This window comes from Streptosporangium sp. NPDC005286 (genome assembly GCF_040607515.1).
Lineage (GTDB): Bacteria > Actinomycetota > Actinomycetes > Streptosporangiales > Streptosporangiaceae > Streptosporangium.
In genome coordinates, this window is record NZ_JBEXGU010000006.1 from 82,738 (window position 1) to 101,667 (window position 18,930).

Annotated in this window: 20 protein-coding genes and 1 riboswitch; of the genes, 4 read left to right on the plus strand and 16 right to left on the minus strand. The window is 70.6% G+C overall.

Going from position 1 to position 18,930, the window contains the following annotated elements:
- Position 1: 1 nt before the first annotated feature.
- The 5 genes from ABZU75_RS04260 to chrA all read right to left on the minus strand — a co-directional run bounded on the left by ABZU75_RS04260 (position 2) and on the right by chrA (position 5,440).
- Entirely contained in the window at positions 2–2,083 is a 2,082-nt protein-coding gene (locus ABZU75_RS04260; RefSeq protein WP_355549339.1) for a magnesium chelatase subunit D family protein, read from the minus strand.
- Between the two features lie 49 nt (positions 2,084–2,132).
- A complete protein-coding gene (locus ABZU75_RS04265; RefSeq protein WP_355549341.1) occupies positions 2,133–2,858 on the minus strand; it encodes a CbtA family protein in 726 nt (241 codons plus the stop codon).
- Between the two features lie 10 nt (positions 2,859–2,868).
- The gene (locus ABZU75_RS04270; RefSeq protein ID WP_326830249.1) at positions 2,869–3,057 is read right to left on the minus strand and encodes a CbtB domain-containing protein; all 189 of its coding nucleotides are present in this window, start codon (positions 3,055–3,057) and stop codon (positions 2,869–2,871) included.
- A gap of 30 nt (positions 3,058–3,087) precedes the next feature.
- A riboswitch (cobalamin riboswitch) is annotated at positions 3,088–3,220 on the minus strand.
- 207 nt (positions 3,221–3,427) lie between these two features.
- Positions 3,428–4,192 (minus strand): precorrin-6A synthase (deacetylating), encoded by a 765-nt coding sequence (gene cobF, locus ABZU75_RS04275; protein ID WP_355549344.1) that lies wholly within the window; start codon positions 4,190–4,192, stop codon positions 3,428–3,430.
- Positions 4,193–4,258: 66 nt separating this feature from the next.
- Complete coding sequence (gene chrA, locus ABZU75_RS04280) at positions 4,259–5,440, minus strand: chromate efflux transporter (RefSeq protein ID WP_355549346.1); 1,182 nt, start codon at positions 5,438–5,440, stop codon at positions 4,259–4,261.
- A 284-nt stretch (positions 5,441–5,724) separates the two neighbouring features.
- On the opposite strand from chrA, the gene ABZU75_RS04285 reads away from it, so the two are divergent.
- Together ABZU75_RS04285 and ABZU75_RS04290 are read left to right on the plus strand one after the other, a co-directional pair.
- A complete protein-coding gene (locus ABZU75_RS04285; protein WP_355549348.1) occupies positions 5,725–6,192 on the plus strand; it encodes a hypothetical protein in 468 nt (155 codons plus the stop codon).
- Between the two features lie 119 nt (positions 6,193–6,311).
- Positions 6,312–8,306, plus strand: a complete 1,995-nt coding sequence (locus ABZU75_RS04290; protein WP_355549350.1) for a multicopper oxidase family protein — start codon at positions 6,312–6,314, stop codon at positions 8,304–8,306.
- A gap of 64 nt (positions 8,307–8,370) precedes the next feature.
- On the opposite strand, the gene ABZU75_RS04295 is transcribed toward ABZU75_RS04290, so the two are convergent.
- The gene (locus ABZU75_RS04295; RefSeq protein ID WP_355549352.1) at positions 8,371–8,853 is read right to left on the minus strand and encodes an ATP-binding protein; all 483 of its coding nucleotides are present in this window, start codon (positions 8,851–8,853) and stop codon (positions 8,371–8,373) included.
- 165 nt (positions 8,854–9,018) lie between these two features.
- Between ABZU75_RS04295 and ABZU75_RS04300 the strand changes: the two genes are divergently transcribed.
- The gene (locus ABZU75_RS04300; RefSeq protein WP_355549354.1) at positions 9,019–9,420 is read left to right on the plus strand and encodes a DUF397 domain-containing protein; all 402 of its coding nucleotides are present in this window, start codon (positions 9,019–9,021) and stop codon (positions 9,418–9,420) included.
- Between the two features lie 21 nt (positions 9,421–9,441).
- Here the strand turns inward: ABZU75_RS04300 and ABZU75_RS04305 are convergent, their stop codons facing one another.
- The 8 genes from ABZU75_RS04305 to ABZU75_RS04340 all read right to left on the minus strand — a co-directional run bounded on the left by ABZU75_RS04305 (position 9,442) and on the right by ABZU75_RS04340 (position 16,134).
- The gene (locus ABZU75_RS04305; protein ID WP_355549356.1) at positions 9,442–9,990 is read right to left on the minus strand and encodes an RICIN domain-containing protein; all 549 of its coding nucleotides are present in this window, start codon (positions 9,988–9,990) and stop codon (positions 9,442–9,444) included.
- A 141-nt stretch (positions 9,991–10,131) separates the two neighbouring features.
- Complete coding sequence (locus tag ABZU75_RS04310) at positions 10,132–10,671, minus strand: RICIN domain-containing protein (protein WP_355549358.1); 540 nt, start codon at positions 10,669–10,671, stop codon at positions 10,132–10,134.
- Positions 10,672–10,811: 140 nt separating this feature from the next.
- Entirely contained in the window at positions 10,812–11,354 is a 543-nt protein-coding gene (locus ABZU75_RS04315; RefSeq protein WP_355549360.1) for an RICIN domain-containing protein, read from the minus strand.
- 328 nt (positions 11,355–11,682) lie between these two features.
- Entirely contained in the window at positions 11,683–13,113 is a 1,431-nt protein-coding gene (gene der, locus ABZU75_RS04320; RefSeq protein WP_350922619.1) for a ribosome biogenesis GTPase Der, read from the minus strand.
- Entirely contained in the window at positions 13,110–13,766 is a 657-nt protein-coding gene (cmk, locus tag ABZU75_RS04325) for a (d)CMP kinase (RefSeq protein ID WP_355549363.1), read from the minus strand. Before cmk ends, der begins: the two co-directional genes overlap by 4 nt.
- A 160-nt stretch (positions 13,767–13,926) precedes the next feature.
- Positions 13,927–15,000 (minus strand): prephenate dehydrogenase, encoded by a 1,074-nt coding sequence (locus ABZU75_RS04330; protein ID WP_355549365.1) that lies wholly within the window; start codon positions 14,998–15,000, stop codon positions 13,927–13,929.
- A gap of 34 nt (positions 15,001–15,034) precedes the next feature.
- Positions 15,035–15,394, minus strand: coding sequence for a chorismate mutase (gene aroH, locus ABZU75_RS04335; protein ID WP_355549367.1), 360 nt, complete (start codon positions 15,392–15,394; stop codon positions 15,035–15,037).
- A gap of 83 nt (positions 15,395–15,477) precedes the next feature.
- Complete coding sequence (locus ABZU75_RS04340; RefSeq protein ID WP_355549369.1) at positions 15,478–16,134, minus strand: pseudouridine synthase; 657 nt, start codon at positions 16,132–16,134, stop codon at positions 15,478–15,480.
- Here ABZU75_RS04340 and ABZU75_RS04345 point away from each other — a divergent pair.
- Entirely contained in the window at positions 16,048–17,382 is a 1,335-nt protein-coding gene (locus ABZU75_RS04345) for a hypothetical protein (RefSeq protein WP_355549371.1), read from the plus strand. The two genes, ABZU75_RS04340 and ABZU75_RS04345, sit on opposite strands and share 87 nt — an antisense overlap.
- A 131-nt stretch (positions 17,383–17,513) precedes the next feature.
- On the opposite strand, the gene scpB is transcribed toward ABZU75_RS04345, so the two are convergent.
- Positions 17,514–18,092 carry an SMC-Scp complex subunit ScpB gene (scpB, locus tag ABZU75_RS04350; RefSeq protein ID WP_355549373.1) on the minus strand — a complete coding sequence of 193 codons (579 nt, stop codon included), beginning with the start codon at positions 18,090–18,092 and terminating at the stop codon, positions 17,514–17,516.
- Positions 18,085–18,909 carry a segregation/condensation protein A gene (locus tag ABZU75_RS04355; RefSeq protein WP_350964019.1) on the minus strand — a complete coding sequence of 275 codons (825 nt, stop codon included), beginning with the start codon at positions 18,907–18,909 and terminating at the stop codon, positions 18,085–18,087. The genes scpB and ABZU75_RS04355 overlap by 8 nt, the downstream gene beginning before the upstream one ends.
- Positions 18,910–18,930: the final 21 nt, after the last annotated feature.

Genomic DNA, 18,930 nt, shown 5'->3' on the forward strand with positions numbered 1-18,930 from the left:
CTCAGACCGCCTTCCGGTAGTCGGTCCGGTAGTCACGGACGAGCCCGCCGAGCCCGCCGCCCGCCGCGAGCGCGTCGAGCCGTACCGCGGGCGCGCCCAGCCTGGCCGCGAGGTCGAGGGCCAGGGCGAGCCGCACCGGACCGCTCTCGCAGTCGACCACGACCCCCGCCGTACCGGCGAGCAGCGCGGCGGGGGCCGCCACGTCGGACCCCGAGGTGGCCCGGCCGTCGGTGACCACCACGAGCAGCGGCCTTCTGGCGGGGTCGCGCAGCCGCTCCACCCTGAGCACCTCGGCGGCCCGGCGCAGCCCGGCCGCCAGCGGGGTGCGACCGCCGGTCGGCAGCTCCCGCAGCCGCGCCGCGCCGACCTCGACCGAGGAGGTCGGGGGCAGCACCAGGTCCGCCGTGGATCCCCTGAAGGTGATCAGCCCGACCTTGTCCCGCCGCTGGTAGGCGTCGAGCAGCAGGCTGAGCACGGCCGCCTTGACCTCGCGCATGCGCTGCCGGGCCGCCATGGAACCGCTCGCGTCCACCACGAAGAGCACGAGGTTGCCCTCCTTGCCCTCGCGGACGGCCTCGCGCAGGTCGGTGTCACGTACCAGCAGGCCGGGGCCACTGCGGCCGCGCTCGCGCTGGTACGGCGCGGCGGCGCGGAGCGTCGCCGACAGATGCGGCCGCTGGAGCCTCCCGGTGGGAACCCGCGATCCGGTGGTCCGCCCGTTGGGGGTACGGGCCCGCGACCGCCGTCCCGAGGCACCGTCGCCCAGTCCGGGGACCTGGAAGGGGCGCACCCGGTACGGTTCCGCTGCGGCGATCACCCGCTCCGTGGCAGGGGCGTCCGGTGCTGCGCCGGTCCCGTCGGAGGCACCTGGAGCGTCGGAGGCGCCGGTTCCGGAGCCGTCGGCGTCGCGGTGCGGGCCACTCTCGTGCGCGGAGCTCTCCGCGGAACCGGTCTCCGGAGCGTCCCCGGAGTTCACGGGCCCTTCCGGACCGTCCGAATCACCTGGACCGCCGGAGCCACCCGGCCCCCCGTCCGGGTCGTCCGGCTCGCCCGGCTCGCCCGGCTCGTCGCCACCGTGCTCCGCCAGGAGGTCGTCGAGGCGTGACTCGTCAAGGCCCGGCGCGTCGAAGGGGTCTCGGCGGCGGCGGTGCGGCAGCGAGAGACGGGCCGCCTCACGCACGTCCTCGGCCGTGACCTCGGCGCCGCCGCGCCAGGCCGCGTGCGCGATGGCCGCGTTAGCCGTGACCAGATCGGCCCGGAGCCCGTCCACCTCGAAGGCGGCGCACACCCCCGCGATCTGGCGCAGCCGGGCGTCCGGCAGCACGACCTGCCTGACCCGCTCCCTGGCCTCGGCGATCCGCCGCGCCAGGGCCGCCTCCTGTCCCGCCCACCCGGCGGCGAAGGAGGCGGGATCGGCGTCGAAGGCCAGCCGGCGCCGTACCACCTCGGCCCGCTCGTCCGGATTCCTGGACGCCCGCACCTCGACGGTCAGCCCGAAACGGTCCAGGAGCTGTGGCCGCAGCTCGCCCTCCTCCGGGTTCATCGTGCCGACCAGCAGGAACCGCGCCGCGTGCCGTACCGAGACCGACTCTCGCTCGACGAAGCAGGTGCCGAGCGCGGCGGCGTCGAGCAGCAGGTCCACGAGATGGTCGTGGAGCAGGTTGACCTCGTCGACGTAGAGGACACCTCGATGTGCGGCGGCGAGCAGGCCCGGCTCGAACGCCCTGACCCCCTCGGTGAGCGCGCGCTCGATGTCGAGCGCGCCGACCAGCCGGTCCTCCGACGCGCCGACGGGCAGCTCCACCAGCGCGGCCGGACGCTCCTGCCCGCTCTCGCCCGCGTCGTGCGGGCCGTCGGGGCAGCCCGGATCCGGCTCGGCCGGGTCGCAGGAGAAGCGGCAGGCGGCGATCACCTTGACCGCGGGGAGTTGTGCGGCGAGCGCGCGGACGATCGTGGACTTGGCGGTCCCCTTCTCCCCCCGGACCAGCACACCGCCCACCCGTGGGGAGACCGCGTTGAGTATCAGCGCGAGCTTGAGGTCGTCGAGACCGACGACGGCACTGAACGGATAGGCACCGATCACGAGGTTTCTTTCTGCGAGATCCTGCTGACGTGTCCGACCCGCCGAACGTTCAGTTCGGGGCCGCCGTGAGCGCGTCGCGGCGGACCGCGCGCTGGACGGCGATGCCGTACAGGACACCGATGGCCGACCAGAGCACGAGTTGCGTGCCGAGGGAGGACAGCCGGAAGTCCCACAGCAGCTGGGCGGGGAAGCCGTCGGGCACCTCGTTGACCGCCGGCAGCACGAACAGGGTGACGATGACGGGGACCAGGAAGCCGGCCGCGCCGGCGATCCAGGGCCTGGCCGGCACCTTACGGGCGCAGGCCACTCCCACCGCCACGGACAGCAGGCCAATGGCGACCAGGACCAGGTACAGCGTGGTCCGGCTGCCGATGGTGTCCGGGTCACCGACGGCGGGCGGGTTGGCCGGGTACTTGACGAACGGCACCAGCACGATCGCGACGAACGCCGTGGCGGCCATCGTCGCGGCCAGCACAACGTCGGAGCGGGGACCGATCCGGCCGCGCAGCCCGGCGAAGACGAGGGAGAAGATACCCCCCACGGACATGCCGTACAGGGCCAGGGCGAGGAAGAGCCCGGCCTGCTGGCCGGACCGGCTGACCAGTGCCTCCTCCCCGTGGGAGTGCCCGACCTCGGTCTGGGCGTGGGCGGCGGCCTCTTCGAGCGCGATGGCCTGGTCGATGTTCGGCTCGCCCAGCAGGTAGGCGAACACGGCGGCGATCAGCCCGGCGACCAGCCCGACGAGCAGGCCGCGGAGCAACAGGGTACGGATCACGGCGCGCGGTCTAGTGGCAGGGAACGCCGAGCAGGTGGCGCCCGTCGTGCATGAGTTCGTGCAGATAGTCGCCCGCCTGCGACACCACCCCCTGGTCGAAGGTGACCAGGTAGGCCACCAGCAGGAGCAGCGGAACCGCCACGAGCCAGCGGGCCAGGTGGGAGAGGGGAACGGGCTGAGAAACGGACAGCTCACGCATGAGTAGCCTCCTTGGGGATGACGCGTCCCGACAGATGAGGACGCGGCGGCCAAGTAACCTGGCTCCCGGAACTCACGTTCCGGATACAGTGGCGCGACCGCACCGGCTTCTCACCGGACTTCCCTCGGACCACCGCGAAATCGTCCGCAATGTAACTCTTTTCGTGGCGGACCGTCAACACAAGATGATTCGTCGCGGCGCGGCGGACCCGGTTCCGCCCGTCGATCCGGCCGCCACGGCCCGCTCCCCGGCCCGGGATGGATCGGGCTTTGGAGGTGAGCCTCTGCTGCGCGGGCCATACGGCCATGACGGCGACGAGCGGATACCGACCGGATGCGCGGCGGCCCCCGAAGGCCGCCGCGACAGGTGCTCAGCGAGTCACCCTGCGGAGCAGGTAGGTGTCCATGATCCAGCCCTTGCGCGCCCGTGCCTCGGCGCGCAGCTCGCGGATCCGGTCGGCGACCTCGGACACCGGTCCGGCGACCAGGATCTCGTCGGGGGTGCCGATGTAGGCGCCCCAGTAGATGTCGAAGTCGGCGCCCGGATCGGCGCCCAGATCGGCGAAGGCGCAGTGCGCGTCCAGCATGACGACGACGTCGTCGGCCGAGGGCCCCTCCTCGGCGAGACGCCGGCCGGTGGTGACGTGCACCGGCCGGGCGACCCGGGTCAGGCTGACCCGATGCCGGGCGGTGAGTGCGGACACGCTGCTGACACCGGGAATCACCTCGTGCTCGAACCGGACCGAGCCCCGCTGGTGAATCTCCTCGACGATGGCCAGGGTGCTGTCGTACAGGCCCGGATCGCCCCACACCAGGAAGGCACCCGTCTGCCCCTCGGCGAGCTCGTCACGGATGAACCGCTCGCAGATGTCGGCGCGGCGCGAGCGCCAGTCCTCGACCGCGGGCGCGTAGTCGGGAGTGGTCCGGTCACGTTCGGGATCGCCGGCCTCGACGATCCGGTACGGCGGGCGAGCGTGCGCATCGACGAGGTCGTGCCGCAGCTGGACGAGGTCGTGCTTGACCTCGCCCTTGTCCAGGACGAAGAACACGTCGGTACGGGCGATGGCCTTGACCGCCTGGAGGGTGAGATGGTCGGGATCACCGGCACCGATGCCGATGATGAGGATTCGCTTCACCAGACAGAGTCTGCCCGTACCGTTTCGAGATTCGGCACGGGGGGCCGCCCCGGCGACGCCTGCCGGTCAACCGACGAGCAGCGTACGGGCCAGCCCGATGGCGGCGGCCGCGGCGATGAACCAGGCGGTGTTGAGCCTGGTGCGCCACTGCAGCAGCAGCGCGAGCACGGCCAGTGCCACGGTGAGCGGGTCGACGAACGCGTCACCGGCCAGTTGCAGGGTGACACCGGCCATCAGGGCCAGCGCGGTGGCGTTGACACCGTCCAGGAACGCCGATGACCAGGCCCGGCCGCGGATCCGGTCGACGAGCCGGGTCAGCAGGCCGACCAGCACGAACGACGGGGTGAAGATGGCGACGGTGGCCAGCACCGCCCCCGGCAGGGCGGCGATGACGTAGCCGATGAAGGTGGCGGTGGTGAACACCGGCCCGGGGGTGAGCTGGCCGATGGAGATCGCGTCCAGCAACTGGTCGCGGGTGATCCAGCCGAGCCGCCGTACGAAGTCGCCCTCCAGGAAGGCCAGTAGGACGTAGCCACTGCCGTACAGCACCGAACCGATCTTCAGGAACGTCAGGAACAGCTCGGTGAGCCGGCCGCCGGTGGGGTCGGGAAAGCGCGGCCCGACCAGCAGCGGCACCAGCACCAGGCCTGGAGAACCGCGACTCGGCAGCCAGACGTGCCTGGTGCCGCCCGCCATCACCACCAGCCCGCCGGCGGCCAGCACGAGCAGCTCGTTGACACCGAGCAGGTACAGCGCCAGTGCCACCGTGGCGACGAGCGCGGTCAGCCGGCCCTTGATCGCGGTCCTGAGCAGTCCGGCCAGGGCCCACACCACGATGGCCACCACCACCGGTTTGATCCCGTACAGCAACCCCTCCGCGGCAGGGGTCCGGCCGTAGCGGACATAGGACCAGGCCAGGGCGAGGACGATGGCGAAGGCGGGCAGGATGAAGCACACCCCGGCGGCGATCAGCCCCTTCCAGCGAGCCCGGTCATAGCCCAGGTGGATGGCCAGCTCGGTGGAGTTGGGGCCGGGGATGAGGTTGACAGCGCCTATCAGGTCGACGAAGCGCTCATCGGAGACCCAGCCGCGCCGGCGCACCAGTTCGTCACGCATCATCGCGGTGTGCGCGGCCGGGCCGCCGAATCCGATCACGCCGAGTTTCAGGAAGACCCCGATGACCTCGCCCAGCGCGTGTGCCGGCCGTCCGCCGGATCCGCCGCCGGTGTCATCGTGCGAAGCGTTCATCGTGGCCTTCCAGCTGGGGGTGCACCGAATCGTGCATTGTTCACGACCGCGTTGAACGCCAGGCCGACGGCGGCGAAACACCGGGACCGCGGCCGTGAACGTTTGACGCTCGGCGAACGCTCCCGGTCCTGACCTCGGCGCCGTCCATGGTCCCAGCCCGAGCCGCCCGACCTGCCGATTCCCGGCCCCAAGTGGTGGCGCAGACAACAGCAAGAGCCTGCCAAGTGGTGAAGGTGATCCTTGGAACGTCAACCTCCTCCGACCGACACTCCAGGGAACGTTCCATGCGCAAGGTCTTCCTCGGCTCCGCCGCACTCCTGCTGCTCGCCGTGATCGCCCAGTTCTACCTCTCCACCTTCGGCGCCTTCGAGCGTCCCACCCCGAGCCCGGGTGCCTCCAGCGCCATCACCCCGCACGCGATCAACGGGATCGCGGTGATCCCGGTGCTCTCCCTGGTCACCGCGATCGTCGCCGCGCTGGCCCGCGCGGGCGGCAAGATGATCTGGCTGAGCCTCGTCCCGCTGGCGGTCATGCTGGGCCAGCTCTTCGTGATCTTCCCGTTGGTCGAGCTGTCCGGTGCCACCAAGGAGCAGACCAACACCTTCGCCCACATCGTGTTCGGCTTCCACGCGGTCCTCGGTCTGTTGCTGCTCTGGGCCTCCGTGGTGATCTTCCGCGAGGCGAGGGCCCTGGCCTCGAACGCCACCCACGCCAGGAGACGGGCCCCCCACATGGCCTCCTCCCCGTTCTGATCTCACCCGCGCCCCGGCGTCCCGAGCCGTTCCCTCCTCAGTCGGGCCGCTCCTCTCCGCTCCCTCGCCTCGGCATCCCGTGCCGCCTCTCACAGTTCTCCGACCCTCCCTGAAAGATCATGAACACCGCGCAGCTCCTCGCCCTGGACCACATCGTGCTCGTTCTCGTCGCCGCGCTCTGGCTCGGCGCCGGCGTGAGCACGGTCATGGCCCGCCGCGACCGCCGCACCCGCCTGATCGCCCTCGGCCTGACCCTGGCGGCGCTGGCCGCCACCGGCCTGCGCGTCGGGCTGGCGGTCACGCTGAGCCGTTCGGGGTGGTGGTTCGCCGCCGACAAGCTGATCCTCGCGCTGCCGCTGGTCGGCGTTCCCGCGCTGGTCGCCGCCGTCGCCGCCCTCCCCCGGCTGCTCCGCCCTTCGCCGTCCCCCGCCACCGCCGTGCCCACGCTGACCGCCGGGTACGGCGCCCTGGGCGGTGTCGTCGCGGCACTCACGATCTCCCACCCCGTCCCTCCGGTCCTGGCCGGCGTCCTCATCGCCCTGGTCGCCGTCGGCGCCACCATCACCTGGCATTCGCTCGGCACCGTCTCCCGTACGGGAGGCGTGGAGACCGCGACCGGAACCGTGGCGCGCGGGAGGTGGAGCACCACGGCGGGGATCGCGGTGCTGTGCACGGCCCTGGTCTGGGCGGGCCTGTCGGCATGGTCGAGCCGGATACCCGCGACACTGGACCTCGGCGCGCACCACCGGGGAACCACCGTCCAGGACCCCGCCCAGCCCGCCACCGCGACCAGGGCGGTGACGGACCTGCGCGGTCCGGCCACCGGTGCGAAGGTACGACGCTTCACCCTCACCGCCAAGCCCGCGACCGTGACCCTGGCCTCCGGCCGGCGCGTCGAGGCGTGGACGTTCGACGGCACGGTGCCCGGTCCCACCATCCGCGTCCGCCAGGGGGAACTGGTCGAGGTGCGGCTGCGCAACGCGATGCCCGGCATCGGAGTGACCCTGCACTGGCACGGCTATGACGTCCCGGTGGGCGAGGACGGCGTCGCGGGCGTCACCCAGGACGCGGTGAAGCCGGGAGGCGAGTTCGTCTACCGCTTTCTGGCCGAGGACCCGGGCAGCTACTGGTACCACAGCCACGACCTGTCGGACCCGGCGGTCCGGATGGGCCTGTACGGCATGCTCGTCGTCGACCCGACGGCCACCGGCGGGACGAAGGTGTCGGATCACACCGTCTCCACCCATGTGCTCGGCGGTGTACAGACGGTGGCCGTCGACGACGAAGGCCCGGTGGACGGCCTGGCTCGGCTCGGGGTCATCCCGGGGACGCCGGTCCGGCTCCGTGTCACGGCGACCGACAACGTCCGGCGGACGCTGGGCCTGAGCGGCACGCCGTACCGGATCGCCGCCGTGGACGGGCGGGACCTGTCACGGCCCGGCGAGATCGGGGACCGGCGGGTCCAGTTGGCCGCGGGCGGGCGCTACGACCTGACCTTCACGATGCCCGCCACACCCGTCCTGCTCTCGGTGGACGGCCGCTCCGACCTCGGCCTGCTGCTCACCCCCGGCTCGGGCACCGCCCCGGCACCGGCCGCCGGTCCCCTGCTGGACATCGCGACGTACGACTCGGACGGCCCGGCGAGGCCCGGCGGATCCGGCGGATCCGGCCGGTTCGACCGGTTCGACCGGGAGGTCACCTGGATTCTGGATCGGGGTCTGGCCATGCTGGACGGGATCCCCACCCTGGCCCACACGGTCAACGGCGAGGTCTGGCCGCGCATCACCACCCCCGTGCTGCGCGAGGGCGAGCTGGTGAAGATCACGGTGGCCAACCGGAGCGGGGACGTCCATCCCATCCACCCGCACGGCCACCACGTCCGTGTGCTGTCCCGCAACGGCGTACCCGCCACCGGAGAGCTGTGGATGGACACCTTCGACGTCGGCCCCGGCGAGGTCTGGGAGGTCGCGTTGCGCGCCGACAACCCGGGCATCTGGCTGTCGCACTGCCACGACCTGGGCCACGCGACCCTCGGCATGACCTTCCACTTCGCCTACGAGGGCGTCACCACCCCCTACGACGCCGGTCACGCCTCCGGGAACAACCCGGAATGATCAGCCACCCCCACAGGCCGGACAGAAGGTGACAGCCTAAAGCCAGGGGAACAACCCGGAATGATCAGCCGTCTCCGCCCAGGCCGGGCGAGGGCGTGGCGAGCTGGAACCAGACGCTCGTGCTTCCGGGGGATCGGTGGAAACCCCAGCGGGCCGCCAGGGTGTCGACCAAGGCGAGGCCCCGGCCGCTCTGGGCCTCCTCCTCCGCCTGTCTCGGGTACGGAATCCTGGAAGACCCGCAGTCCCGGACCGCGACCAGCACGCCGCCGGTCACGAACGCCAGCGAGACGAGGAACTCCCGCTGGATCGCGTGCCGGATCACGTTCCCGGCAAGCTCGCTGGTGAGCAGGACGGCGTCGTCCCTGCGCGGATGTTCGTCCCCCAGCAGGTCCGCGACGAAGGTGCGTGCGGGTCTGACCTGCGAGGCCGTGGCCGCGAACCGGCGGGAGAAACTCGGGGAGGCGGACAGCACGTCCAGCGCGAACAGCTGCCAGTCCAGGCCCGAGAACCTCCGATCCGCACCGCCGAGACGTCTGCCCCGGAACAACCCGGAGATCCCTCCGACGATCGACGAACACAGCGTCGAACAGTATCTCCGGGCTTTCGATCACCTCTGTGACCTTGCCCTGAGCCCTGACAGGTCAGACTCCTTTCTCAGGGAGATAGCCGTTACGCTCTAATTAGCGTGATTTATCCAGGAGGACGCTCAACGATGGTTGGCGATCGGCATTCCTGCGGCATCTGGCGTAAAAGCGCCCGTAGTGGTGTTCAGAGCAACTGCGTCGAAGCCCGCTTCGACGGCACCACCATCTGGCTGCACAACTCCAACACCCCCTCCCCCCAAGGCCCCAGCATCGCCATCACTCCGAAGACCTGGCTCACCCTCCTCGACCAGGTCCAAGCAGGCAATCTCACCCCCCGGAAACTGAACTCCCCCACCCTCCTCGCGGACCGCCTGCTCATCGGCTTCGACGGCGAACACATCACCCTGCAGGACAACGACACCCCCGCCGTCCGCTACACCCTCGACGAATGGCACGCCTTCCTCGACGGAGTTAGCCACGACGGCGAGTTCACCCTTTCCTGGCTCCTCGACACCCCGGCCAACGCCTGACCCGCGACCACATGGGGCACCTCAGGCGAGCCGCCACTCCTGGTTCTTCCGCCCCCTGACACACCTCACCTGCTTGACGTTGGCCCCGTCCAGGATCAGACCGTTCTGCACGTCCAGGCACATACCTGTGTGCCGGACCACGACCGCGAAGTAACCGTTGTCCCGCTGGACGAGCTTCCACTCCTGGTTGCGACGTCCGGGGATGCAGGTCCACAACTGGAGGCCGGCATTGTTGTGCATGTCGCCCTGCACCACCTCCATGCACAGGCCGCTGGCCATGTCCCTGAAGTTGTAGTAGCCGTCACCGGTCGCCGTCAGGTTCCACTCCTGGCCCTCATGGTCGGCGCTGCAGGGCCACTGCTGGACATCGGTCCCCAACTTCAGCTCATCACTCAGCGTGAACATGTCCAGGCACTTGTCACTGTGCCGGGTCACCAGGATCGCGGTGAACTTGGCCCGGAGCCCCTCTCGCACACCGGCGGCCCCGTCGGCCGACGCCCGCGCGGCCGACGGGGCCGCGAGCAGGGCTGCCGCCAGGACGAACACCTGGCCGGCGTGAAAAAGTCTCATCGAGCCTCCCCGAGGCACTCCCTAAAGATCAACAAACCCTTGATAACACGAATCACCCAACGTAGCGAACAGCTACACCAAGTAATCAATATCGTGTCGCGCCCCCGAATGACCGACCATCACCACCGGCGGAAACCTCACTCAGGCGAGCCGCCACTCCTGGCTCGCCCGTCCCCTGACACAGGTCCACTGCAGGGCATTGGTCCCATCCCCCGTCCCGCCCCCCTGCATGTCCAGGCACTTGCCACTGTGCCGGGCCACCAGCACGAAGTAACCGTTGTCCCGCTGACTGAGCCCCCACTCCTCGCTGTAGCGCCCGCTCACGCAGGTCCACTGCCGGATGTTGGCCCCGCTGCGCAGGTCACCGTCCATCACATGCAGGCACTTGCCACTGTGCACGGCCTGAATGGTGTAGTAACCACCACTGGTGGTCGTCAGGTTCCACTCCTGATTGGCGCCACCATCGCAGGTCCGCTGCTGGACGTCGGCTCCGTCCTCCATCGCAGAGTGCAGCACATCCAGGCACTTACCACTGTGCCGGGCCACCAGGATCGCGGTGAACTTGGCCCGGAGCCCCTCCCGCGCACCGGCGGTCCCGCCGGCCGACGCCCGCACAGCCGACGGGGCCGCGAGCAGGGCCGCCGCCAGGACAAAAACCTGACCGGCGTGAAAAAGTCTCATCGGGCCTCCCGAGGCACTCCCTAAAGATCAACAAACCCTTGATAACACGAATCACCCAACGTAGCGAATAGCTACACTAAGTGATAGATATCGTGCCGCGCCCCCGGATGACCGGCCATCATCACCGGCGGAAACCCCACTCAGGCAAGCCGCCACTCCTGGTTCTTCCATCCCCTGACACAGGTCCACTGCCGGACGCGGGCACCGTCACGTATGTCACGATCCATCACCTGCAGGCACTTGCCACTGTGCCGGGCCACCAGCACGAAGTAACCGTTGTCCCGCTGACTGAGCCCCCACTCCTGATTGCGGGCCCCGACCAGGCAGGTCCACTGCCGGACGCCGGCCCCGATACTCCTGCTGTCGTCCAGCACGTCCAGGCACTTACCGCTGTGCGCGGCCTTGACGGTGTAGTAGCCACCACCCGTCGCCGTCAGGCTCCATTCCTGACTCGCCTTCCCGTCGCAGCCCCACTGCTGCACATAGGCCCCGTCGTCCATCCCATCGGCCGCCACCTCCAGGCACTTGCCGCTGTGCCGGGCCACCAGGTTGGCCGTGAACCTGCCTCCACCCCGCTCCGCCACACCGGCGGCCACGACATCCGCCTCCGACACGCCGCCGATCGGGACGGCAAGCAGGGTCGCGGCCAGAACCAGGACCTGACCGGCGCCAACGAGTCCCATCGAGCCTCCCGAGATACTCCCTAAAGATCAACAAACCCTTGATAACACGAATCACCCAACGTAGCGACCAACTACGCTGAGCAATCAACTCGTGTCGCCCCCCGGCGGCCTCTCGCCGACGATGGCGGGGCAGGCGTCTCCGGACGACACGCGACGGCCGGCAGAGGGCGTCGGGAGTCTGTCCACGAGCGCGGAACAGCTTCCGGTTCAAGATCAAAAGCAGGGCGGGGGCGAGGCGCGGCGAGTGCCGGACCCCGGCCGCGCACCCGGCGGGACCCGGAAACAACGAACGGCCCGGCGTGAGCCGGGCCGTTCGTGATGGGGTCCCTTACTTCTTCTTCTGCCCCTGCCCCTGCCGCTTCTCGCGGATCTTCATGGTGACCTCGATGGGCGATCCGGCGAAGCCGAACTCCTCGCGGATCCGGCGCTCGATGAAGCGGCGGTAGGTCTCCTCCAGGAAGCCCGAGGTGAACAGCACGAACTTCGGCGGCTCCGTCGACGCCTGGGTGGCGAAGAGGATCTTGGGCTGCTTGCCGCTGCGGACCGGCGGCGGGGTGGCCGCGACCAGGTCGGTCAGGAAGGCGTTGAGGCGGGCGGTGGGCACCCGGGTCGACCAGGAGTCGAGCGCCTTCTCGATCGCCGGGACGAGCCGGTCGACGTGCCAGCCGGTCTTGGCGGAGATGTTGGCCCGCAGCGCCCACGGCACGCGGACGAGCTGGCGGTCGATCTCCTTTTCCAGGTAGTAGCGGCGGTCCTCGTCCAGCAGGTCCCACTTGTTGAACGCCACGACCATGCACCGGCCGGACTCGATCACCAGCGAGATGATCCGCAGGTCCTGCTCGGTCAGCACCTCGCTGGCGTCGATGAGCACCACCGCGATCTCCGAGCGCTCCAGCGCGGCCCTGGTGCGCATGCTCGCGTAGAAGTCGGCGCCCTTGAGCTCGCGGTCACGCCGCCGGATGCCGGCGGTGTCGACGAAGCGCCAGGTCTTGCCGCCAAGCTCGACCAGTTCGTCCACCGGGTCGCGGGTGGTGCCCGCCATCGGGTCGACGAGCACCCGCTCCTGGCCGGCGAGCTGGTTCAGCAGCGAGGACTTGCCCACGTTGGGCTTGCCGACCAGGGCGACCCGGCGCGGCCCGCGCTCGGCGCCGAACCGCTGCTCGGGCGTGTCCGGCAGCTTTTCGAGGATCACGTCCAGCAGGTCACCGCTGGAGCGGCCGTGTAGCGCGGAGACCGGCTGCGGCTCACCCAGGCCGAGAGACCAGAGCCCGGCCGCCTCCAGCTCCATCTGCTGGTTGTCGACCTTGTTGGCGGCGAGGATGACCGGCTTGCCCGACCCGCGCAGCACATGGCCGACGATCTCGTCCGCGTCGGTCACGCCCACCACGGCGTCGACCACGAACAGGATCACATCGGCCAGCTCGGCCGCCACCTGGGCCTGCTCGGCGATCTTCAGCGCCATACCGGTCGCGTCGGGGTCCCACCCGCCGGTGTCGACCACCGTGAACCGGCGCCCGCGCCAGGTGGCGTCGTAGGTGACCCGGTCGCGGGTCACCCCCGGCACGTCCTCCACGACCGCCTCGCGGCGGCCGATGATCCGGTTGACCAGTGTGGACTTGCCCACGTTGGGGCGGCCCACCACGGCCACAACCGGCTGCGGGGCGGTGTCCGGCCCCGCCTCCTGAGAGCTGTAATCGGTCCCTGAATCGGCGAGCTCCGCGTCGATCCAGCCGTTGTCGTCGTCGTATTCCCCGGTCACGCCTTTTCCTTAATCACACGCAGTATTTCGGCGATGACCTCTTCGAGGTTCAGCGCCGTGGTGTCGAGCTCGACGGCGTCGGCCGCCTTCGCCAGCGGGTCTGCCTTCCTGGTCGAGTCCAGGGTGTCCCGGCGGGCCATCGCGGCCCGCTGTGCCTCCACCGTGGTGCCGGTGAGCTCCGCCGTACGACGCAGCGCCCTGGCGTCCGCGCTCGCGGTCAGGTAGATCTTGACCACCGCGTCGGGCGCCACAACCGTGCCGATGTCACGGCCCTCGACGACGATGCCGCCGGAGCCGATGATCTCACGCTGCTCGGCCACCAGGCGGCGCCGTACCTCGGGCACCGCGCTGACCGCCGAGACGGCCGCGGTGACCTCGGCGGTGCGGATCGGCCCGGCGGCGTCGACGCCGTCGACCGCCACCGTGGGGGCGTCGGGGTCGGTGCCCAGGGTGAGGATCGGGTCGATCGCCCCGGCCGCGATCGCCCCGGGGTCGGCGAGGTCGACGCCCCGCTGGAGCATCCACCAGGTGATCGCCCGGTACATCGCCCCGGTATCGAGATAACGCAGCCCCAGCGCCCGCGCCACCCCTCGTGACGCGCTCGACTTGCCCGATCCCGAAGGACCGTCCATGGCGACGACCAGTCCGGTCACGACGCCTTCTCCCTTGCAGCCCGCTTCAGTTGTCCGTACGAGGCTACCGGGAGCCGGGCAGGAACCGCGCATCGAGCGAACGGGCCGCCGCAGGGGGTGGACCCTGCGGCAGACCGTCCCAGACGATCATGACGGTCCGGGCACGGAGTGCGGCAGGCGCCTACGGCAGGTGCCAGCCGTGCGCGCGCAGGGCCTCGGACAGCCTCGGCACCGCCTCCGGCTGCACCGAGAGATCGGCGGCGCCCAGCGGCAGGCCGGGGGCGTGCTCAAGCCGGACGTCCTCGATGTTGACACCCGCCTCCTTGGCCACCTGGAACAGCCGGGCCAGCTCGCCGGGGCGGTCACCGATGATGACCTGGACCGTCGCGTAGGCGCGCGCGGGACCTCCGTGCTTGCCGGGGATCCTGCCGGTGCCCGTGACGCCCCGGTACAGCAGTTCGGTGACGCGGGCCATGGCCTCGGGATCGGCGGCCTCCCTGAGCGCGGCGGCCGCGGCGGCCAGGTCGGCCGCCACCGCCTCCAGCACCTCGGCCACCGGCAGCGCGTTGCCCGACAGGATCCCGGTCCACAGCCTCGGGTCGCCCGCCGCGATGCGGGTGACGTCGCGTACCCCCGGCCCGGCCAGGCCGAGCGCGGTGGCCGGCGCGTCCGCGAGACGGGCGGCCACCGCGGAGGCGGTCACGTGGGGGGCGTGCGAGACGACCGCGACGGCCCTGTCGTGCTCCTCGGCGCCGACCCTGACCGCCTCGCCGCCGCAGAGCTTGACGAGGCCGTACATGGCCTCCACCGCGTCGGGCGAGGTCTCCTCGGTCGGGCAGAGCGCCCACGGGCGCCCGAGGAAGATGTCGGCCCGCGCCGCGGCGGGCCCGGAGCGCTCACGGCCGGCGAGCGGGTGCCCGGCGACGTAGCTCGTCAGGTCGCAGCCGAGGCTCGCGGCCTCCCTGAGCGGAAGGGCCTTGACGCTGGCCACGTCCGTGTAGAAACGGGCCACGCCGGCCTTCTGGAGGACGGCGAGCCGCCCCGCGACCGCATGGGGCGGGACCGCGATGATCGCGACGTCCACCCGCACGCCCTCAGCCCACTCCACTCCGGCGCCCAGCTCGCGTGCCAGCCGCAGGGAGCCCTCGTCCCGGTCGGCCAGGTGAACGGCGACGCCCTGCTCGCGCAGCGCCAGGGCGATCGAGGTGCCGATCAGCCCCGTACCGACGACCAGGACGCTCTCCAGACCGCTCACACCCACTCCCCCGAGATCATGATGCCTAAAGGACTCATTGCGCGATGTCCACCCGAAGTGCGACCGCGCCGCGCAGGTAGACGTGCTGGACCTCCTGGCGGGACCGGTCGACCTCGACATGGGCCATCAGCCGCACCACGCGGGGCAGGGCGCCCGGCACGTCGATCTCGGAGGCGCAGATCAACGGGACGTCGTGGAAACCGAGCTTGCGGGCGGCCAAGGCGGGAAACTCGGCGGTGAGATCAGGCGTGGCCGTGAAGATCACACTGATCACGTCCTCGGTGGTGAGCCGGTTGCGTCCCATCACCTCCGTGACCAGTTCGGTGACTCCGGACAGGATCGCGTCCCGGTCGTTCGCCTCGACCTGAATCGCACCGCGGATCGCCCGCACCATCGTCGTTCCTCCATATCCACCCACGCCGGACCACCCCCGAGGGGGGTGATCCGGCGCGTCCTGAACGTGCGTGTCAGGGAAGGCTACAACCCGACCGCGGCGTAGAGCTCCCCGACCTCCGCGAGGGTCAGCGCGCGGAGGGTGCCCGGCTTGAGGCGGCCGAGCTTGACCGGGCCGAACTCGATACGGGCCAGGTCGATGACCGGGTGCCCGACCTCCTCCAGCATGCGGCGGACGATGTGCTTGCGGCCCTCGTGCAGGACGATCTCGACCAGGGCCTGCTGGCCGTGCTCCTGGACCAGGGTGAAGGAGTCGGCCTTGGCCAGGCCGTCCTCCAGCTCGATGCCCTTCTTCAGCCGGCGGCCGAGATCGCGCTCGATCCGGCCGGGGACCTTGGCCCAGTACTTCTTCTGCACGCCGTAGCTCGGGTGGGTGAGCCTGTTGGCCAGCTCGCCGTCGTTGGTGAGCAGGATCAGGCCCTCGGTCTCGGTGTCGAGACGGCCCACGTGGAACAGGCGCTCGGTGCGGTCGGCCACGAAGTCGGCCAGCGAGGGGCGGCCGTCCGGGTCGGACATGGTGCTGACGACGCCGATCGGCTTGTTGATCGCGAAGTAGACCAGGTCGGGCATCGTCGGCAGGCGCTTGCCGTCGACGTGGATGACCTGCTTGGCGGGGTCGACCCGGGCGCCGAAGCGGCGGACCACCTGGCCGTCGACGGTCACCCTGCCGTCGCCGATCATGTCCTCGCAGGCCCGGCGGCTGGCGACGCCCGCCTGGGCGAGGACCTTCTGCAGCCGGACGCCGTCAGGGACCTCGGTGGTGTCGCGCTCGTCGACGTAGTCACGGTCGTAGAAGTCGGAGTCACGCTTGGGCTGGCGAGCGGTCTTGAACCGGTCGTTCGCGATCGTGCCGGGCCGCAGCGGGGCCTTCGCCTCCGGAGCGCGGCCGGCGGGGGCACGACGCTCGCCGTACGCCCCGGCGCGGTCGCCGCCGATCGTCTGGACGTCGTCCCGGCGGCCGGTCCTGCCGAAGCGGGCACGGGAACCACCGGCGGGCGCGCCGCCGCGCCCTCGGTCGGCGCCGGGCCTGCCACGCGAGCCGTCCCGGTCCGCGCGGAAACCACCCTGCGAACCACCACGGTCGTCACGGCGCGGGGCATCGGACCGGAAATCACTCCTCGAACCGTCGCGGGACCCGCCGAACGACGGACCGCCACGGTCCTCACGGCGCGGAGCGTCGGAGCGGTAGCCGCCCTGGGAGCCCTCGGAGGACCTGCCGTACCGGCTCCGCGAGCCGTCGCGGGACCCGCCGAACGACGAACCGCCGCGATCATCCCGACGCGGACCATCGGCGCGGAAACCACCACGGTCATCGCGGCGCGGACCGTCCGCACGGTAACCGCCCTGCGAACCCCCCGAGGGCCTGCTCCCGTACGAACCGCGCGAGCCGTCACGCTCGGCACGGAAACCACCACGATCATCGCGACGCGGACCGTCCGCACGGTAACCGCCCTGCGAACCCCCCGAAGGCCTGCTCCCGTACGAACCGCGCGAGCCGTCACGCTCGGCACGGAAACCACCACGATCATCGCGACGCGGACCATCGGCGCGGAAACCGCCCTGCGAACCCCCCGAAGGCCTGCTCCCGTACGAACCGCGCGAGCCGTCACGCTCGGCACGGAAACCACCACGATCATCGCGACGCGGACCATCGGCGCGGAAACCGCCACGGTCGTCACGGCGCGGGCCATCGGCGCGGTAACCGCCCTGCGAACCACCGCGATCATCCCGACGCGGGCCGTCCGCACGGAAACCACCCTGCGAACCACCACGATCGTCACGACGCGGGCCGTCGGACCGGAAACCACCCGAGGACCTGCCGGACGAGCTGCGCGAACCATCACGCTCGGCGCGGAAACCACCGCGGTCATCCCGACGCGGACCGTCCGCACGGAAACCGCCCTGCGAACCACCACGGGAGCCGCCTGACGAGGATCCGCCCCGGGAGGAACCGCCCCGGAATCCACCGGACTGCGAGCCCCCACGGGGATTGCCACCGCGCGGGGCTCCGCCACGGCCTTGACCGCGTCCATCACCGGACGGGGTACTACGGCTGTTGTTCACTGCTTCTGCTCCTCTAGGGATTCCATGTCGTCGGGCAGGAAAGGCGCCAGTTCTGGAAGCTCGTCGAGCCCCCGCAGGCCTATCCTCTCGAGAAAATACGAACTTGTCCGGTAGAGCACGGCTTGGCTCTCCGGTTCGGTGCCGGCCTCCTCGACCAGCCCCCTCGTCACCAGCGTGCGCATGACGCCGTCGCTGTTGACACCGCGGATGGCCGCCACCCGGGCCCGGCTCACCGGCTGCCGGTAGGCGACCACGGCCAGGGTCTCCAGCGCGGCCTGGGTCAGACGCGTCTGCTGGCCGTCGCGGACGAACCGCTCCACGAGTGAGGCGCACTCGGCCCGCGTGTAGAAACGCCAGCCGCCCGCGACCTCTCTCAGGTCGAAACCCCGCCCGGCTTCGGTGTATTCCGCCGAGAGTTCCCGGAGCACCCTGCCGACCTCGTGGACGGGCCGCTCCAGCACCTGGGCGAGGGTCACCTCGGCGACGGGCTCGTCGACCACCAGCAGGATGGCCTCCAGCCCGGCGCGCAGGTCAGGACCGGCGCTCAGATCAGGCTCGGATGCCACGTCAGTCATCGGCGGGTTCTCTCTTCGGGGTCTCGTCGTAGTCGTCGGCCACGGCGACGTCACCGTCGTCACTGCCGGTCCAGGTCACGTGCAACTCCCCGAGAGGCTCGATCTGCTCGAAGGAGACGGCCGCCTCCCGGTAGAGCTCCAGGACCGCCAGGAAACGGGCGACGATCTCGAAGGTGCCGGCGCAGTCGGAGGTGAGTGCCCGGAAGGTCGCCCGGCGTAACCGCCGCAGCCGCTCGACAAGGATAACCGCCTGATCGCGGACATTGGCGAGTGGTTGGTAGATGTGGGCCACGGAAACCGACGGCGGCACCTTGGGGGCGAAGGCCCGCCGGGCGATCTCAGCGAGGCGGTCGGGGCCGATGCCGAGGATCAGCTCGGGCAGCAGGCCCGCGAACTCGGCCTCCATCGGCACGGTACGCGGGAAGCGCAATGCCTCCTCGGCCATCCTGGCGGAGAAGACCTTGACGACCTCCTTGTAGGCCCGGTACTGCAGGAGGCGGGCGAAGAGCAGGTCGCGGGCCTCCAGAAGGGCCAGGTCCTCCTCGTCGTCCACCTCGCCGGCGGGCAACAGCCTGGCCGCCTTGAGGTCGAGCAGGGTCGCCGCGACGAGCAGGAAATGGCTCGTCTGGTCCAGGTCCCACTCCGGGCCCCTGGCCCGGATATAGGAGATGAACTCGTCGGTGACCTGGCTGAGCGAGACCTCGGTGATGTCCAGCTTGTGCTTGGAGATCAGACCGAGCAGGAGGTCGAAAGGGCCTTCGAAGACCTCCAGATGCACCTTGAAGGTGTCATCGGCGGTCTTCGGCTGCTCGGTCATCCCTCCATTGTCCCGTACCGG